Raw genomic sequence first — 18,155 nt, forward strand, 5'->3', positions numbered from 1 at the left:
GGTCGGATTCGTCGTCGAGGTAGCGCAGGGTGATGCGCAGCCCTGGGGCGGCGGTGGGGTCGGTGTGGGTGTCGGTGGGTTCGGGGGCGACGACGAGGCTGAGCGGGTACGGGGTGGCGTCGACGCCGGTGATGTCGTCGATGCGCAGGCCGGCGGCGTCGACGAGGTGCTGCAGGGCGGGCCGGTCGACGGGGAAGGACTGGAAGGCGACGGCGGTGTCGAACAGGGCGGTCATTCCGGCGGCACGGTGGATGTCGGGCAGTCCGATGTGGTGGTGGTCGAGCATGCGGGTCTGGTGTTGCTGGATGCGGGTCAGCAGCTGCTCGACGGTCAGGGTGGGGTCCAGGGGGACGCGCACGGGGATGGTGTTGAGGAACATGCCGAGTGTGCGGTCGACCTGCGGGAGTTCGGGGGGCCGGCCGGAGACGGCGGATCCGAAGACGACGTCGGTGTCGCCGGTGAGTTCGCGCAGGGTCAGTGCCCAGGCCCCGGCGACGGCGGTGTTGACGGTGACGGTCGCGTCGGCGGCGACGCGGCGCAGGTCGGTGAGGCGCTGCGCGGGCAGCACGGTGTCGATTTCGCCGGCCGAGGTGTCGCGGTGGGCGGCGTCGGCGCGGGCGACGCGGGTGGGTGATTCGACGTCGGCGTATTCGTGGGCCCAGGCGGCGGTGGAGGCGGCGAGGTCTTGGCGGTGCAGCCAGCTCAGGTAGTCGCGGTAGCTGGGGGCGGGTTCGGCGGTGTCGATGTGGGCGGGGGTGGCGTAGTACGTGAGTAGTTCGCTCATCAGCAGCGGCATGGACCAGCCGTCGAGGATGACGTGGTGGTTGGTGACGAGCAGCCGGAAGGTGTCGGGGCGCACGGTGATCAGGGTGAACCGGATCAGTGGCGGTGCCGACAGGTCGAACCCTTCGGCGGCGTCGTCGGCGGCCACCCGGTCGAGGCCGGTGTGGTCGGTGTCGGTGAGGTCGATGTGCCGGAAGCGGACGGGTGCGTGGCCGAGCACGATCTGGCAGGGTCCGGCGCTGGTGTCGGTGAAGGCGGCGCGCAGGATGTCGTGGCGGTCGACGAGGGCCTGGGCGGCGCGGCGCAGCCGTTCGGCGTCGACGGTGCCGGTGAAGCCGATCGCGGTCTGGACGGTGTAGTTGTCGCCGGCGCCGGGATTGTAGGTGGAGTGGAAGCGGATTCCGGCTTGCATCGGCGACAGCGGCCACACGTCGGCCAGTTCCGGGTAGCGGTGGTCGAGTCGTTCGACGTCGGCGGTGGTCAGTTCGACGAGCGGGAAGTCCGCGGGGCGCGGGGGGCGGCCTTCGGCGCGGTGGGCGGGTTCGCGCGACAGCGAGGGGTCGGCGGCGACGGTGCCGCGAACCAGTTCGGCAAGGGCGGCAACGGTTTTGGCTTCGAAGACGTCGCGTGGGGTGAGGGTGAGCCCGGCCTCGCGGGCCAACGCCACCAGGCGCATGGAAACGATGCTGTCGCCGCCGAGGGTGAAGAAGTTGCTGTCGGCGTACACGGTGTCGCGGTGCAGGACTTCGGCGAACAGTTTCGCCATGAGTTGTTCGTCGGCGGTGGCCGGTGCCCGGCCCCCGGTCTCGTCGGTCCGGAAGTCGAGTGCGCGCAACGCTTTCCGGTCGATCTTGCCGACCGGGGTGCGGGGCATCTCGGCCAGTTCCACGATGGCGGCCGGGTTCATGTAGTGGGCCAGTTCGCGTTCCAGGTCGGCGTGCAGGGCGGCCGGGTCGAGGGCGGCGCCGGGTGCGGCGACGACGTAGGACACCAGCACGGGTTCGCCGGCGGGTCCGGGGCGGTCGACGGTGGCGGCGGCGGCCACGGTGTCGTGGCGGGCCAGCCGGGCGTCGATCTCCCCCGGTTCGATGCGCAGCCCGTGGATCTTGACCTGCTGGTCGCTGCGGCCGAGGTATTCCAGTTGTGGTCCGTGCGGGGTGTGCAGCCAGCGCACGCTGTCGCCGGTGCGGTAGAGGCGTTGTCCGCGAGGCGATTCCGGGTCGGCGACGAAGCGGGCGGCGGTGGTGGCGGGGCGGTCGAGGTAGCCGCGGGCCAGGGCGGGGCCGCGCACATACAGTTCGCCGGCCACGCCGGCGGGGACGGGCCGCAGCCACATGTCGCGCACGGTGACCGACAGTCCGTGGATCGGGGTGCCGATGGTGACGGGTTCGCCGGGGGTCAGGGTGTCGGATCCGGTGGCCCACACGGTGGTTTCGGTGGGACCGTAGTGGTTCATCAGCCGCCGCCCGGGTGCCCAGCGGGTGACGAGGTCGCTGCTGGTGGCTTCTCCGACGACCGCGATGGTCGTCAGTGCCGGCACGTGCGCGGGATCCATCGTGTCGAGCACCGACGGGGTGATGATGGCATGGGTCACCCCGTGGGTGTGCAGCAGTTCTTCGAGTCCGGCGCCGCCGTAGACGTCGGGCGGGGCGATCACGAGGCCGGCGCCGTGGCCGTGGGCGAGCAGCAGTTCCGACAGGCAGGCGTCGAATCCCGGTGAGGCGACCTGCAAGACGGTCGAGGTGGTGTCGACACCGAATGCGTCGGCGTGTGCGGCGGCCAGTCCGGCGAGGCCGCGGTGGGTCAGGTGCACGGCTTTGGGGGTGCCGGTCGATCCGGAGGTGTAGATCAGGTAGGCGGCGTGGTCGAGCCGCACCTCGTGCACGGTGGTGGTGTCGGGTTCGGCGGTCAGGTCGGTGTCGGCGTGGACCCAGTCGACGGTGCTGGGAAGCCGGTGCGCGAGGGCGCTGGTCGTGACGCCGAGGGCGGTGCCGGAGTCGGCGAGCAGTTCGGCGATGCGTTCGCCGGGGTTGCCCGGATCCAGCGGCAGGAACGCCGCCCCGGTTTCGGCGACCGCCCAGATCGCGACCGCCAGTTCGATCGATCGCGGAACGACCACGGCGACAACGGTTTCCGGGCGTGCGCCGCGGGCGAGCAGCCGCTGCGCGAGCCGGTGGGCCCGCGCGGCGAGTTCCCGATAGGTGAGGGTGGTGGTCCCGGCCCGCACGGCCACCGCGTCCGGGTGCGCGCGGGCGGTGTCGGCGAGGATGTCGCGCAGGGTGCGCCCGGCCGGTGCGCTGCGCGCCGGAATCGGTTCGGCCGCTTCGGTATTCGAGCTGGCGCTGATCGTGGCGACGGTCGCGGTGGGGTCGGCGGTGATCTGGTCGAGGATCTGTTCGTAGCGGTCGAGCAGGGTGCGGGCGGTGTCGGTGTCGAGCCGGTCGCAGGAGAAGCGCAGCATCACGGTGTGGGTGGCGGCGGTGGCCGCGTCGGGGTCGCTGTCGCGGCCGGGTCGCGGCGGGGTCACCTGCAGGCTCAGCGGGTACGGGGTGGCGTCGTGGGCGTCGATGTCGACGAGGCGCAGCCCGGCGTCGTGCAGATTGTGGGTCAGTTGTTCGCGATCGAGCGGATAGGACTCGAGGACGGTCACCGTGTCGAACATGTCGGCGAAGCCGGTGGCGCGTTGCAGTTCGGCCAGCCCGAGATGCCGGTGATCGAGGGTGGCGGCCTGTTCGGACTGCACCCTGGTCAGCAGGTCGGCGACGGTTTCGGCGGGTTCGAGCCGGATCCGCACGGGCAGGGTGTTGATGAACAGCCCCACCATGCGTTCGACTCCCGGCAGCTGGGGTGGGCGGTCGGAGACGGTGTTGCCGAACACGATGTCGGCGCGGCCGGTCAAGGTGGTGAGCAGCAGCGCCCACGCCACCTGCACGGTGGTGTTGGCGGTGACACCGTAGGCGCGCGCCAGGTCGGTGATCGCGGCGGTGGTCTCGGCGGACAGGTTGCGGCTGACGTCGGCGTTGTCGGCGGGCACGGTCCGGTCGGGGCGCCCGGTGACCAGGGTCGGGCTCTCGATGCCGGCGAGCACGTCGCGCCAGGCGGTGATCGCGGCGTCGCGGTCCTGGTTGTGCAGCCAGTGCAGGTAGTCGCGGTAGGTGCCGGCCGATGGCAGGGTGGCCGGGTCGCCGTCGGCGGCGTAGAGGGTGAGCAGTTCGTGGATCAGCAGCGGCATCGACCAGCCGTCGAGCACGATGTGATGGTTGGTGAGCAGCAGTTCGAATCGGCTCGGGCCGGTGCGGATCAGGTGGAAACGCAGCAGCGGCGGGCGGGCGGGGTCGAACGGGGCGGACGCGGCGCCGGTGATGCGGCGGCGTTCGCGGGCGCGTTCCCCGGCGTCGGCGATGTCGGTGAGGTCGCTGTCGTGCCAGTCGGCGCGCACGCCGCTCATCACGATCTGGCGGGGCCCGGCGGCGGATTCGACGAAGGCGGTGCGCAGGCTGTCGTGGCGGTCGATCAAGGTTTGCGCCGCGACCCGCATGCGGGCGGTGTCGACCTGCCCGTCGAGGGTGAGTGTGGCCTGCACGGTGTAGCCGTCGGCGCGGTCGGTGTCGTAGACGGCGTGGAACAGCAGACCGGACTGCAGTGCGGTCAGCGGCCACACGTCGGTCATGGTCGGATATTCCAGCTGCCAGCGGTCGATATCGTCCTGGGTGAGGTCCACGAGCGGGAAGTCCGAGGGGGTGAATCCGCCGGCGGTGTCGGTGCGGGCATGGGTGGCGAGCCCGCGCAGCGCCCGCACCCACAGTCCGGCCAGTTCCTCCACGTCCGCGGTGTCGAGCACGTCGGTGGCGAATTCCCAGGTGGCGTCGAGTTCGAGGCCGTCGGGCCCGGGTTCGGCGATCGCGTTGACATCCAGGACGGCCGGCAGCGCCATCGCCGGGTCGCCGGTCGCGGTGAGGGAGGTGAATTCGGTGGTCGGTGTCCACGGCCCGGACTGTTCGTGCACGCCGACGCGGCCGAGGTAGTTGAACGCGATCTGCGGTTCGGGCACGGCAGCCAGTTCGGCGCCGGCGTCGGGGTCGAGGCAGCGCAGCATGCCGTAGCCGATGCCGTTGTCGGGGATCGCGCGCAACTGTTCCTTGGCTCGCACGATCGCCGTTCCCGCGGCGGCGCCGCCGGCGAACGCGTCGTCGGCGTCGACGCCGCGCAGGTCCAGGCGCACCGGGAAGCGGGTGGTGAACCAGCCGACGGTGGAGCTGAGGTCGGCGCCGGGCACAGCGTGTTCCTCGCGGCCGTGCCCTTCCAGTGAGATCAGTTCGGTGTCGGTGTCGGCGCCACGGTGGCGACGCCACTGTCGCAGCGCCAGCGCCAGCGCCGCCAGCAGCGGATCGTTGGGTGTGCCGTGGAAGCGGGCCGGGACGGTGGTGAGCACCGCTTCGGACACGTCGGCGGGCACGCGCACCTCGACGCGGCCCGCGGTGGCCACGGTGTCGCGTGCCGGGTCCAGATGTCGCGTGCCGAGCAGCGTCTCCCCCGGCGCGAGCACGCTCTTCCACAACTCGAGTTCACCGGCGCGGCGGCTCGCGGCCTGTTCGGTGAGTCCGTGGCTCCAGCGCCGCACCGACGTGGTGACAGGACCGAAGGCGGGTTCGGTGCCGGCGCTGATCTGCTGCCACGCGCCGGCCAGATCGGCGAGCAGGATCCGCCACGACACCGCGTCGACCGCGAGGTGGTGGATCACCACCCACATCAGGTCGGGGCCGGTGGTGTCGTCGCTCATCCGCACCAGGTGCACCAGCACACCGTGGGCGGGATCGAGCCGGTCGGCGGCCGCCTGCAACCGGGCGTCGATCTCGGTGGCGTCGCGGCGCGGCAACCGCACCGACTCGAACAGTGCGGCGGCGGCGACCGTGCCGGGTGCGGCGACCTCGACCGACGGGTCGCCCGAGCCGGCGCCGCGCAGGACCGCGCGCAGCATGTCGTGGCGCTCCAGCACCGCCGCCAGCGCCGCCACCAGGTCGGCGTCGTCGACGTGTTCGGGCAGTTCGATGAGGGTGGCCTGCGCGAATCGGTCGAATCGGCCGCGGTCGAGCATCGCGTACATGATCGGGGTCAGCGGCATGGGTCCGACCGCGCCGCCGGGCAGTTCGGCCAGTTGCGGGCCGCCGCCGGCGTCGGTGGCGACCGCGGCCAGACCGGCCACCGTCTTGTGTTCGAACACGTCCTGGGTGGAGAAGCTCAGCCCCTCTGCCTTGGCCCGCGCCACCAGCTGGATGGACAGGATGCTGTCGCCGCCGAGGGCGAAGAAGCTGTCGTCGGCGCCGACGCCGGCCACGTCCAGGATTTCGGCGAACAGATCCGCCACGCGCTGTTCGCGCGGGCCGGACGGCGCCCGGCCGGCCGGTGCGGCGCCGAAGGCGGGTGCGGGCAGGGCGGCGCGGTCCAGTTTGCCGAACGCGTTCATCGGGAGCGTGTCCAACGCCATGATCACCGCGGGCACCAGATGCGGCGGCAGCGTGTCGCGGGCGAAGCGTTGCAGTTCCAGCGGGTCGATGCGGCGGCCGCGCACCGGCACCACATAGGAGGCCAGCACGGTGGCGTCGGCGTTGTTGCGCACCGGCACGGTGACGGAGATGTCGACGTCGGCGTGGGCGGCGAGCGCGGCGTCGATTTCGCCGGGCTCGATGCGGTAGCCGCGGATCTTGACCTGAAAGTCGGTGCGCCCCAGCAACTCCAGCTCGGGTACGGGTCCGTCGCCCACCCAGCGCGCCATATCGCCGGTGCGGTACATGCGGGCTCCGGGCCCGCCGTGGGGGTCGGCGACGAAACGGGCCGCGGTTTCGGCGAACCGGTGGCTGTAGCCGCGCGCCAGCCCGGGCCCGGCCAGATACAGCTCGCCCGCGGTGCCGGCCGGAACTGCCTGCAGGTAGCGGTCGAGCACCATCGCCGACATTCCGCGGATGGGGCCGCCGACGGTCAGATCGGCGCCTGGTGTGATGGCGGCGCTGGCGGCGGTGACGGTGGTTTCGGTGGGCCCGTACTCGTTGAACATCACCGCGGTGTGGGTCCATCGTTCGATCACGTGCGGCGGGCACGCGTCACCGCCGACCACCACCACCCGCAGTTCGCTCAGCTGCCGCGGATCCACGGTCGCCAGCATCGCCGGGGTGAGGGTGAGGTGGGTGACGTGCTGGGCGGCGAGCAGTTCGGTCAGTTCGTCGCCGCCGATCACCTCGGGCGGGACGACCAGCAGGGTCGCGCCGTTGGCGAAGCACACCAGGAACTGTTCCAGCGAGGCGTCGAAACTGGGTGACAGCGCATACGACACCCGCGCGGTCGCGTCCACACGGCACACGTCGCTGCGGTCGGCGATGAGGTTCGCCAACCCCGCGTGGGTGACCTGCACCCCTTTCGGGATGCCGGTGGATCCGGAGGTGTAGGTGATGTAGGCGAGGTCGTCGGAGCGCAGCGGGCGCAGGCGTTCGCTGTCGCCGATCGGGGCGCCGGTGGTGTTGTGGCAGGCGGCGGCGGTGCCGCGATCGTCGAGCACCACCGGGGTCACCGTGCGCGGCAGCCGGCCGTGGTAGGCGCCGACGGTGATGCCGACACCGGCGCCGCTGTCGGCGATCATGTGCTCGATGCGTTTGGCCGGATATTCGGGGTCCACCTGCACGATGGCGGCGCCGGATTTGGCGACGGCCCAGGCGGCGACGATCGAGTCGATCGAGCGGCGCAGCATGATCGCGACGGTGGTGCCAGGTCCGCAGCCATGCGTGATCAGTTGCCGGGCCAGCTGGGAGGATCGGGTGTCGAGCTCACCGTAGGTCAGTGTGGTCTCGGGTGTGGCGATCGCGTCGAAGGCGGGGTGGCGGCAGGCGCTGTCGGCGAGGATGTCGGGCAGCAGCCGGGGCGCGACCGCGTCGTCGCCGTGCACGGGCAGCAGCCGCTGCTGTTCGGCCCGCGCGAGCAGCGGCAGCCGGTCGATGCGGTGATCGGTTCCGCGGGAGAGGAATTCGTGCAGGAACATCAGGAAACGGCCGTGGTGGCCGGCGAGTTCGTCGGGGCGGTAGATGTTCGGGTTGCCCTGGAAATCGATGTGGGTGCTGTCGCGGCCGGCGCCGGGATAGATGTTGACGAACAGATCGGCGGTGGGCCCGGAAGTGAGCACATGCAAGTGACCGGTGGTGTCGCCGAGGACGACGTCGTTGTCGATCATCATCAGGTTCACGGCGGGACCGAAGGAGGCGGTCTCGTCGCGGGCGATGCCCATATCGCGGAAGATGTCCTCCTGCCGGTAGCGCTGGCGGCGCAGCGCGCTGGTCAGCTCGCCCTGCACGGCGTCGATCAGTTCGCCGACGCTGCGGGAGCCGACCCGCACACGCAGCGGCACCACATTGGCGACCATGCCGCCGGATCGGCGCAGCATCGCCGAATGCCGGCCCGACACCGGCAGGCTCAGCAGCACCTCCGTGCTGCCGGTCATCCGCGCCAGGTAGGCGGCGAAGGCGGCGACCACGATCGGTGTCACGCTCGTGCTGCGCTCGGCGACCACGCCATCCAGCAGTGCTGCGGTCTCGGGTGAGAGCGCTTCGCTGACCAGCGCCGGATGGATGGTCGGTTCGGCGGCGCGACCGGCGAGGCTGACCACCGGCGGGGCGTCGGCCAGATGTTCGGTCCAGTAGTTGCGGTCGTTGTCGAAGCGCGTCGACCCGCGGTACGCCAGGTCCTGTTCGGTGATGTCGGCCAGATCCTTCGCCGCGGCCGCGCCGGGCTCCTCACCGCGCAACCACGCGTTGTACAGCTCGGTGATGCGCTGCAGCATGGTCACCGCGGCGAAGCCGTCGAGGGCGATGTGGTGGGCGCGCTGATACCACAGGTAGTGGTTGTCGCCGACCTGGTAGATGACACAGACCATGAGGTGGTCGTGCAGCAGATCAAGGGGTGCCGCGTAGTCCTCGGTCATCAGCCGGTGGGCGGTGGCCACCGGGTCGGCGTGGCGGCGCAGATCCACCACCGAGATCGGGGCGCCGCGGAAGTGGTCGACGTACTGGCAGGGTTCGCCGTCGACCTCGATGATGTGCAGATGCCCGGATCCGAATTCGATGCTCGCGGCGCGGCAGGCTTCGACGAGCAGGTCGATATCCAATTCGCCGACGATTTCGACGTATTGCGCCACCGAAATCGGCGACTCCCCCGCAAGGTGCTGGGCGAACCATATTCCGCGCTGCGCCGCGGTCAGCTTGAATACCCCGTCCGGGGCCGGGCGCGGGAATACGTGTCCCGAGCCGTGTGCGTGTGTTCCGGTACCGGATGCCTGGTGACCGCCGAGTGGCGCTGCCCCGATCCGCGGTGACTTCGGGGTCTGTCGATCGCCGCCGAAGTTGCTTTTGAATTGGGTCACCGGTCCTCCATCGGATCTCTTTACTTCGACGCAGTGATAAGACGCCGGACCGTTCTCCGAAACGACGTTCGCCGTAATGCGTGAAGCAGGTCGAAATATGCGCCCGGAATTTATTCAGGCGCGACGAACAACGCCCGCGCGGTGCTGTGGGCGGATGTTCGTCCGGGCGCGAAGGCGGTCGTCACGGCGCCCCGACACGCCGCGCCGACCGCCCCCGTGGACCGTCGGGCCAGGTCAGTGCCTGCGTTTGCGGCGGAGCCGGTGATCGCGTGATCGCCGGTCCGCGGATTCGACGCCACCCCGGGGTTCGGAGCCGTCACCGCCGCCGTGCCGGCCGCATACCTCATGCGGGACGGCGTGGCCCGTGAGCGGGCCCGGCGGAGCGGGCGGGTTACCCACATCGTTGGTATTCATCGCGTTCACCGGATCACCTTCTGGCACGTGAAGCCTCACGGCAGTGTGTCGTAGGTAGATTCGGTGGCGGGACACGCCCGGATAAAAAGTAATTTTTTGATAACTGCGAAGTTTCCCCGGTACCGGATAGCCGGACTTTCACCCGGTCGGACGCGGGAAGAACGGGACGCTCCGGGTCGCGGCCCGCGGTTTCCGTGACGGTCGTTATGAAATCGAGCCCCGACGAGGCTCGAATTTCGGTGTGGTCACCGGCATCAGAAACCACAGAAATCACAACAATCACAGATTTCGGCGGCGCGGGACCTGTAACGCAGCGAGGTACCCGGTCCGCCCGGGGCCCGCTCGCGGCCGCCGAGCGCGCGATACCGCGGGTGCGACCCGCCGGTTCCGCGCCGGAGGGCAGAGGTCCGGAAACTGGGTTCTCAAATCCGCACCTACCGGTTACTTGAATGAGTCATACTTCGGACCGTGTCCACTACGGCGGATTTCGAGCGCATGCTGCGCCGGGCCGCGCTGCGGGTGACAGCCCCGCGGATCGCGGTGCTGACCGCTGTGGCCGACCACCCGCACTCCGACACCGACACCATCCTCGGCCTGGTCCGCGGCACCCTCGGCACGGTCTCCCATCAGGCCGTCTACGACGTGCTGCGGGCGCTGACCGAGGCCGGTCTGCTGCGCCGGATCCAGCCGATGGGATCGGTCGCGCGCTACGAGACCCGCGTCGGCGACAACCACCACCATCTGGTGTGCCGCTCCTGCGGCGTCATCGCCGACGTCGACTGCGCGGTCGGCGACGCACCGTGCCTGACCGCCGCCGACGACAACGGCTTCGTCCTCCACGAGGCCGAGGTCATCTACTGGGGGCTGTGCCCCTCCTGTTCCCTGCCGACGTCTCGATCGAACCCGTGATCACAGCCCGTTTCACTCTCTCGGAAAGGAAATACCGTGCCTGAGGAACATCCACCTATCGCCGAGGCCAACACCGAACCGCCCGAGAGCGGATGCCCCGTCGTCGGCCGCATGAAGCGACCGGTCGAAGGTGGCGGTAACCGCGACTGGTGGCCGGAACAACTCAACCTCAAAGTGCTGCAACACAATCCGGCCGAAATTCACCCGTTCGGCGCGGACTACGACTATGCCGCCGAATTCGCCACCCTGGATCTGGCGGCGGTCAAGGCCGACATCATCGAGGTGATGACGACCTCGCAGGACTGGTGGCCGGCCGACTTCGGTCACTACGGTCCCCTGTTCATCCGCATGGCCTGGCATGCGGCCGGCACCTACCGCATCGAGGACGGCCGCGGCGGCGCCGGATCCGGTATGCAGCGCTTCGCCCCGCTCAACAGCTGGCCCGACAACGCCAGCCTGGACAAGGCGCGGCGGCTGCTGTGGCCGGTGAAACAGAAGTACGGCCGCAAACTGTCATGGGCCGACCTCATCGTCTACACCGGCAACGTCGCCCTCGAGCACATGGGTTTCCAGACCTTCGGCTTCGGCGGCGGCCGCGTCGACGAATGGGAGCCCGAGGAGGTGTACTGGGGTCCGGAGCTGGAATGGCTCGGCGATGACCGCTACTCCGGTCAGCGCGATCTGGAGAACCCGCTCGCGGCCGTGCAGATGGGCCTGATCTACGTCAATCCCGAAGGGCCCAACGGCAATCCGGATCCGCTGGCCGCCGCGATCGACATCCGCGAGACGTTCCACCGGATGGCGATGAACGATGTGGAGACCGCGGCGCTGATCGTCGGCGGGCACACCTTCGGCAAGACCCACGGCGCGGGACCCGCCGACAACGTCGGCCCCGAACCCGAAGCCGCGCCGCTCGAGCAGCTGGGCCTGGGCTGGAAGAGCTCGTTCGGCACCGGTGTCGGCAAGGACGCGATCACCAGCGGTATCGAGGTGACGTGGACCCCGACCCCGACCCAGTGGGACAACAGCTTCCTCGAAACCCTCTACGGCTACGAATGGGAGCAGACCAAGAGCCCCGCCGGGGCGTGGCAGTGGGTGCCCAAGGACGGCGCCGGCGCGGGCACGGTGCCCGACGCCCACGACCCGTCCAAGACCCAGGCCCCCGCGATGCTGACCACCGACCTGTCGCTGCGCCTGGACCCCATCTACGGGCCGATCACGCGGCGCTGGCTCGACCATCCCGAGGAACTGGCGCAGGAGTTCGCCAAGGCCTGGTACAAGCTGATCCACCGCGATATGGGACCCAAATCCCGGTATCTGGGTCCGCTGGTGCCCGAGGAGACCCTGCTGTGGCAGGACCCGATCCCGGCCGTCGATCACGACCTGATCGGTGACGCCGAGATCACCACCCTCAAGGCGCGCATCCTGGATTCGGGCCTGACGGTGCCGCAGCTGGTGTCCACGGCGTGGGCGGCGGCGTCCTCGTTCCGCGGCAGCGACAAACGCGGCGGCGCCAACGGCGGCCGGTTGCGGCTGCAACCGCAGAACGGCTGGGAGGTCAACGATCCCGACGAGCTGGCCCAGGTGATCCGCACCCTGGAAGCGATCCAGGAGGCGTTCAACACCGAACAGTCGGGCAGCGTGCGCGTCTCGTTCGCCGATGTGGTGGTGCTCGGCGGTGTCGCGGCGATCGAGAAGGCCGCCCGCGACGCCGGTTTCGGGGCGACCGTCCCGTTCACCCCGGGCCGCAGCGACGCCACTCAGGAGCAGACCGACGTGGAGTCGTTCTCCGCCCTCGAGCCCAAGGCCGACGGTTTCCGCAACTACCTCGGCAAGGGCACCCGTCTGCCGGCGGAGTATCTGCTGGTCGACAAGGCGAACCTGCTGCGGCTGACCGCGCCGGAGATGACCGTGCTCGTGGGCGGTCTGCGCGTGCTCGGCGCCAACCACAAACAGTCGCCGCTGGGTGTGCTCACCGACAATCCCGGTGTGCTGAGCAACGACTTCTTCGTCAACCTGCTCGACATGAGCACCGAGTGGAAGCCGTCGCCCGCCGACGACGGCACCTACATCGGCACGGACCGCGCCACCGGCGAACAGCGCTGGACCGGCAGCCGCGTCGATCTGGTGTTCGGCTCGAACTCGCAACTGCGGGCGCTGGCCGAGGTGTATGCCGCCGACGACGCCAAGGCCAAGTTCGTCGACGATTTCATCGCCGCCTGGGACAAGGTGATGAACGCCGACCGGTTCGACCTGGCCTGATCCCGTATCGCCCGGATGCCCCGCGCACCACCGCCGGTGCGCGGGGCATCCGGGCGTCCGGGCGAGCATGGCGATCGCCGCGGCTGCGTGAGCGCGGACGCTACAGTCACCCGAGACCCCTCGGGCACAGGAGGCCGCCGTGACCGTTCCGCTGCTGGCATGGGCCGGTGCGCTGGCGCTGATCGTCGTGCTGCTGGCGTTCGACTTCGTCTTCCACGTGCGCGGTGCGCATTCCCCGACACTGCGTGAGTCGGCGGCATGGTCGGCGGCCTACATCGGTATCGCCGTGGCGTTCGGGTTCGTGGTGTGGGGGCTGGGCGGATCGGAGATGGGGGTCGAATACTTCGCCGGCTACATCACCGAGAAGGCGTTGTCGGTGGACAACCTGTTCGTCTTCCTGGTGATCTTCACCGCCTTCCGGGTGCCCGCGGCCGCCCAGCAGAAGGTGCTGCTGGTGGGGATCGTGATCTCGCTGGTGGCGCGCACCGGGTTCATCTTCCTCGGGGCGACGCTGATCAACCGTTTCGCGTGGGTGTTCTACCTGTTCGGCGGGGTGCTGCTGGTGACCGCGGGCAATATGCTGCGCCCCGAGAGCGAGGACACCCACTCCGGTGACGGGTTCGTAGTGCGGGCGACCCGGAAACTGTTGCGCACCACCGACTTCTACGACGGTGACGCGATGACCACGATCGTGGACGGGCGGCGCCGGTTGACCCCGATGATGTCGGCGATGATCGCGATCGGCGGCACCGACGTGCTGTTCGCCCTCGACTCGATTCCCGCGATCTTCGGCCTGACCCAGAACGTGTTCCTGGTGTTCACCGCCACGGCGTTCTCGCTGCTGGGTTTGCGGCAGCTGTTCTTCCTGCTCGAGGGACTGCTGGACCGGCTGATCTACCTCGGTTTCGGGCTGGCCGCCGTGCTCGGCTTCATCGGTGTGAAGCTGATCCTGCACGCCCTGCATCACAACAGCGTGCCGTTCGTCAACGACGGCGACCCGGTGCCGGTGGCCGAGATCCCCACCGGGTGGTCGCTGGTCGTGATCGTCGCGATTCTCGTTGTGACAGTGGTGGTTTCGCTGTGGAGCCCGGCCGGGCGCGCGCAGACCGCCGTCGCCGGAGCCCGCCGCTACGCCACCCGCTACCTCGATCTGGGCTACGAGGCCGACCAGGCCGTGCGCGAACGCACCTACGCGCGCATGCTGGACTCGGAACGGGCCATGGCCGGACTGCCGGACAAATATGTGCACCGCTTCCGCGCCGACGACCTGACCACGCTTCTCGACCGCGCGCACGTCGTGCACGAGGACCGCATGGAGCGCATCCGCGCCGGCCTGCCGCTGCGCATGTGACTGCCCGAACCCTCCCCATTATATTCTAGTTCGGCTATATTGCCGATATGGCATCTACGTTCGAGGCGCTGGCCGAACCGCGGCGCCGCGAAATCCTGGACCTGCTGCGCCGGCGCGAACACCTGGTCGGCGAACTGGTCACGGAGCTGCGGCTCGCGCAGCCGACGGTGTCGAAACATCTGAAGATCCTGCGCGGCGCCGGACTGGTCGAGGTCCGCCACGACGCCCAACGCCGCTGGTATCGGCTGCGACCGCAGCCGCTCACCGAGATCGACCTGTGGCTGGCCCCCTACCGGCAGCTGTGGGACACCAGCCTCGACGCGCTGGCCCGCCACCTCGACGTCCTGGCCGCCGCCGACGACAGCACCCCACCCACCGATGCCGAGACCGCGAGGAGTGATGACGATGAGTGACCCGTCCGCCGAACTGACCACGATCGACGGCACCCCGACGTTGCGATTCGAGCGCCGCTTCGCCCACCCCCGCGAACGCGTGTGGCGGGCCATCAGCGATCCGCAGCAGATGACGGCGTGGTTTCCCGCCGCCGTGCAGACCGAACTGCGCCCCGGCGCGCCGATGCGGTTCGTCTTCGACGACGAAGCGCCCGTCGACGACAGCTGGGACGGAGAAGTCCTCGAGGTCGATCCGCCGAAGGTGTTCATGTTCCGCTGGAACCGCGACGTACTGCGATTCGAACTGATCGCCGACGGCGACGGCTGCCGGATGGTGTTCACCCACGCCCTCGGCGACGGCCCGACCGGCCGCCTGGGCGCCGCCCGCACCGCCGCCGGATGGGACGGCTGCCTGACGAGCCTGACCGCCGCACTCGACGAGACCGAGGTGCGCGAGGACCCGGCCACCGGATGGCTGGCGCGAGCCGAAGCCTATATCGACAAGTTCGGGCTGGCCCGCGGCAGCGCCGAACCGGGCGCGGACCCCGAATCCGATGTGGTGCTGCGGTTTTCGCGTGATCTGGTGTGGCGGCCCGCGGACACGATCTGGGCGATCCTGGTCGAGGACCAGTCGCCGCGCGTCGGTGCGATGCCACCCGCCCGCGCGACCAACCCGCAGATCGAACCCGGACCGCTCACCGCATGCGATCCGCCGCGGCTGCTGGAATACGAGGTGTCGGTGGACGGGCAGCCGGCGGGACGGGCGCGGTGGAAGATCGTCGCCGATCCGCGACTGGGCACCCGCGTCGACTTCACCCACACCCTGCCCCACCGCCTCGCCGCGCACCGCGCCGCATTGCTGGCCGCCTGGCAGGTGCAGTTCGAACTGTTCTTCGCCGCCACCCAGGGCGAGATCCGATGCCCGTGGCCGCGGCAGCGCGTCATCGAACTGACCGCCACCTACAGTTGAGTCACCGCGCCGCCCCCCCGGCCGGTGCGGACCGGAATCGTGGTGTCCAGCAACGTCATCAGCGCGACGGCGACACCGAGACCGGCGATCACCCACGCGATGGCATGCAATCCGGCGTCGGTGGTGGCCGAACCGAAGGTCAGCGCGATCAGGCTGGAGGAGAAGATCGCCCCCATATAGGCGAAGGTGCGATACAGCCCCGACGCCACCGCGACCTGCCGGGCCGGCGCCTGCACGTACAGCGCGGCCTGGTTGGCGAACCCGCTGGCGCCGCTGGCCACTCCGAACAGCAGCGACATCGCGATCAGCATGATCACCGGCGAGTCGTGCGTGATCACGACCATCACCAGCCCGGTCGCGATCAACGCCGCACCGCTGGCGGCCAGCGGCACCCGCACCCAGCCGCGATTGGACACCAGGCGCGCGATGACGATGCTGATCGCCGACAGCGGCAGCAGGATCAACCCCACCTGGGAGGCGCTGTAGTGCGCGGCCTGTTCCATCCACTGGCTGGTCCCGTAGAGGGCGGTGTAGGTGCCCAGCGACACCACCGCCTGCCGCAGGTAGGTGCGCAACAGCCCGCCGTTGCGAGTCAGCATCCGCACATCGATGAGCGGGCTGCGGGCCCGCCACTCCCACGCCACCAGCGCGGCGGCCACCCCCAGCGTCACCGGCAGCAACCACCACAGCGGTGAGCGCAGATCCGACAGGAACGTCAGCATGCCGATCACCGCACCGGCGAACAGGCCGATGCCGACGATGTCGATCGCGGCCGGCAGCGACCCCTGATCGCGGCGGCGCGGTTCATCCTTCGGCACACCGGTCAGCGTCGCTACCAGCGCGACCAGCGCGAGCGGGATGTTGACGAAAAAGATCGCGCGCCAACCGAAAACCCCCGCCAGCAGTCCACCCAGCGGCAGCCCCACCACGGAGGTCACCTGCGCGGCGATCGAGAAATTACCCAGCACCCGCGCCGGCACCCCCGTCCCGGCGTCGTCGGCGCGCCGCCGCACCAGCGCCATCGCGGTGGGAAACGCCGCCGAGGTGCCGATCCCGATGAGCGCCCGCGACACCACCAGGAATCCGAAAGCCGGTGCGGAGGCGCCGATCACACCGGCCGCGATCAGAATGATCAGCCCGCTGGTGAATACGCGCCGCGGCCCGAACAGGGTAGCGAGTTTACCCATGGTGGGCTGGGCGACGGCGCTGCACAGATACAGCACCGAGATGAGCACGGCGGTGGTGCCGGGGCCCCGGTGGAAGTCGACGCCGATGCCCACGAGAGCGGTGGCGATAGTGGAGGTGTTGATCGGGTTGAGGGTCGAGCCCAGCAGCAGCGGCCCCACGAAGCGGGCGGTGAACGGGTCGCTGCGGACGGGCGCGGTATCGGCGGGGGCGGCTGTCACGAGCGGGCCGCCAATGTCTGTAGCACGTCGTCGGTGGTGCCGGTTTCGGCGATGCGGCCGAAGATGTGGGTGATGCTGTGGTCGTGGCGTTCGCCGTCGGGATCGGTCATCGCGTCGACGGGCAGTGTGACGTGGAACCCCTGTTCGTGGGCGTCGCGGGCGGTCGATTCGACACCGGCGCCGGTGGCGATGCCCACGACCACCACCTGGGTGACTCCGTCGGCGCGCAACCGGTCGGCCAGCCCGGTACCGGCGAAGGCGCTGCGGGCGTGCTTGGTCACCTGGATATCGCCCGGATGCGGCCGCATCTGCGGGATGAGGGCCGTCCAGTCCGGCGGCAGATCGGTCATGGTGGTGGCGCCGGCGTCGGTGCGCCCCGGCGGGGTACCGGCGACGTTGACCAGCACAACCGGCAGGTCACGGTCGCGGAAGGCTTGGGCGAGCGTGGCCGCGCGCGCGATCACCGGTTCCACCGGATGTGCCAGCGGCCGCCCGACGATGCCCTGCTGCAAATCGATCACGATGAGGGCGGTGGCCGGGTCCAAGGTGGTGACGGGCATGACGAATTCCTTTGCTGGCGTGCGAGTTTCGGAGCACCGGGTGCGGCGCGCGCGGGGACGCGCGGGCCCGGTGGCCGGGTCGCGGATTTCGGTTGTGGGCGCTCGTCAGCCGGCGCGGCCGATGCGGTCGAGCAGGTCGATCGCGGCGGCGAGTTGCCGGATTTCGGCGTCGGTGAATTCGGCCTCGATGACGCGGGTGAGCCAGTCCTCTTTCGCGCGGCGGCCGGTGCGGAATTCGTCGCGGGCGGCGTCGGTCAAGTCCAGGACGGTTTTGCGGCCGTCGGCCGGATCGGGTGTGCCCGCGATGAGACCCGCGTCTTCCAGCGCACGAACGATTTTCGCCATCGATTGCGGGCGCATTCCCGCCGCGTGAGCCAGTTGGGTGGCCGTGGCGGGCCCGCCCTGTTCGAGGCGGATGAGGACCGAGCTCTGGGATTTGGTGAGGTCGCTGCCCTCGGCCTGAGCACGCAACTGCCGCAGCAGCCGGCTGACGGCGACACGCAGATCGCTCGCCACCGCGGCGGCTGTGGGCGCAGGCTTTCCGGACATGACTCCACCGTACCATTTACTAAGCTAACTGTGTAGTTGGCTGCACAACTTCACATCGGCTTCGCCCAGGCGATAGCGATTACTTGACGGCCGGTAAGTGATGTGGCTAGCCTGACCGAAAAGCCCCCTACCGGGTCGTTCATCCGATCCGGCCGGCG

The 18,155-nt window shown here is 69.8% G+C and carries 9 protein-coding genes; 5 read left to right on the plus strand and 4 right to left on the minus strand.

Going from position 1 to position 18,155, the window contains the following annotated elements; translation table 11 throughout:
* Nucleotides 1–9,184: non-ribosomal peptide synthetase (locus tag C8258_RS20640; protein ID WP_233225226.1), on the minus strand; the 9,184-nt coding region annotated here is incomplete at its 3' end.
* A gap of 909 nt (nucleotides 9,185–10,093) precedes the next feature.
* Here C8258_RS20640 and C8258_RS20645 point away from each other — a divergent pair.
* From C8258_RS20645 to C8258_RS20665, 5 genes are all read left to right on the plus strand, one after another.
* Nucleotides 10,094–10,507, plus strand: coding sequence for a Fur family transcriptional regulator (locus C8258_RS20645; RefSeq protein WP_369974793.1), 414 nt, complete (start codon nucleotides 10,094–10,096; stop codon nucleotides 10,505–10,507).
* Between the two features lie 36 nt (nucleotides 10,508–10,543).
* Nucleotides 10,544–12,769: a catalase/peroxidase HPI gene (gene katG / locus C8258_RS20650; protein WP_106956621.1), complete on the plus strand. Its 2,226-nt coding sequence runs from the start codon at nucleotides 10,544–10,546 to the stop codon at nucleotides 12,767–12,769.
* Nucleotides 12,770–12,908: 139 nt separating this feature from the next.
* A complete protein-coding gene (locus tag C8258_RS20655; RefSeq protein ID WP_106956622.1) occupies nucleotides 12,909–14,120 on the plus strand; it encodes a TerC/Alx family metal homeostasis membrane protein in 1,212 nt (403 codons plus the stop codon).
* Nucleotides 14,121–14,167: 47 nt separating this feature from the next.
* A complete protein-coding gene (locus C8258_RS20660) occupies nucleotides 14,168–14,533 on the plus strand; it encodes a helix-turn-helix transcriptional regulator (protein WP_106956623.1) in 366 nt (121 codons plus the stop codon).
* The gene (locus C8258_RS20665) at nucleotides 14,526–15,482 is read left to right on the plus strand and encodes an SRPBCC family protein (RefSeq protein WP_106956624.1); all 957 of its coding nucleotides are present in this window, start codon (nucleotides 14,526–14,528) and stop codon (nucleotides 15,480–15,482) included. Before C8258_RS20660 ends, C8258_RS20665 begins: the two co-directional genes overlap by 8 nt.
* Here the strand turns inward: C8258_RS20665 and C8258_RS20670 are convergent.
* The 3 genes from C8258_RS20670 to C8258_RS20680 all read right to left on the minus strand — a co-directional run bounded on the left by C8258_RS20670 (nucleotide 15,473) and on the right by C8258_RS20680 (nucleotide 17,997).
* Entirely contained in the window at nucleotides 15,473–16,888 is a 1,416-nt protein-coding gene (locus C8258_RS20670; RefSeq protein ID WP_106956625.1) for an MFS transporter, read from the minus strand. The two genes, C8258_RS20665 and C8258_RS20670, sit on opposite strands and share 10 nt — an antisense overlap.
* Nucleotides 16,885–17,448, minus strand: coding sequence for an isochorismatase family protein (locus C8258_RS20675; protein WP_106956626.1), 564 nt, complete (start codon nucleotides 17,446–17,448; stop codon nucleotides 16,885–16,887). The genes C8258_RS20670 and C8258_RS20675 overlap by 4 nt, the downstream gene beginning before the upstream one ends.
* 105 nt (nucleotides 17,449–17,553) lie before the next feature.
* Nucleotides 17,554–17,997 (minus strand): MarR family winged helix-turn-helix transcriptional regulator, encoded by a 444-nt coding sequence (locus C8258_RS20680; protein WP_106956627.1) that lies wholly within the window; start codon nucleotides 17,995–17,997, stop codon nucleotides 17,554–17,556.
* Between the last annotated feature and the right edge of the window lie 158 nt (nucleotides 17,998–18,155).

This window comes from Nocardia sp. MDA0666 (genome assembly GCF_003023875.1).
GTDB classification, from domain to species: domain Bacteria; phylum Actinomycetota; class Actinomycetes; order Mycobacteriales; family Mycobacteriaceae; genus Nocardia; species Nocardia aobensis.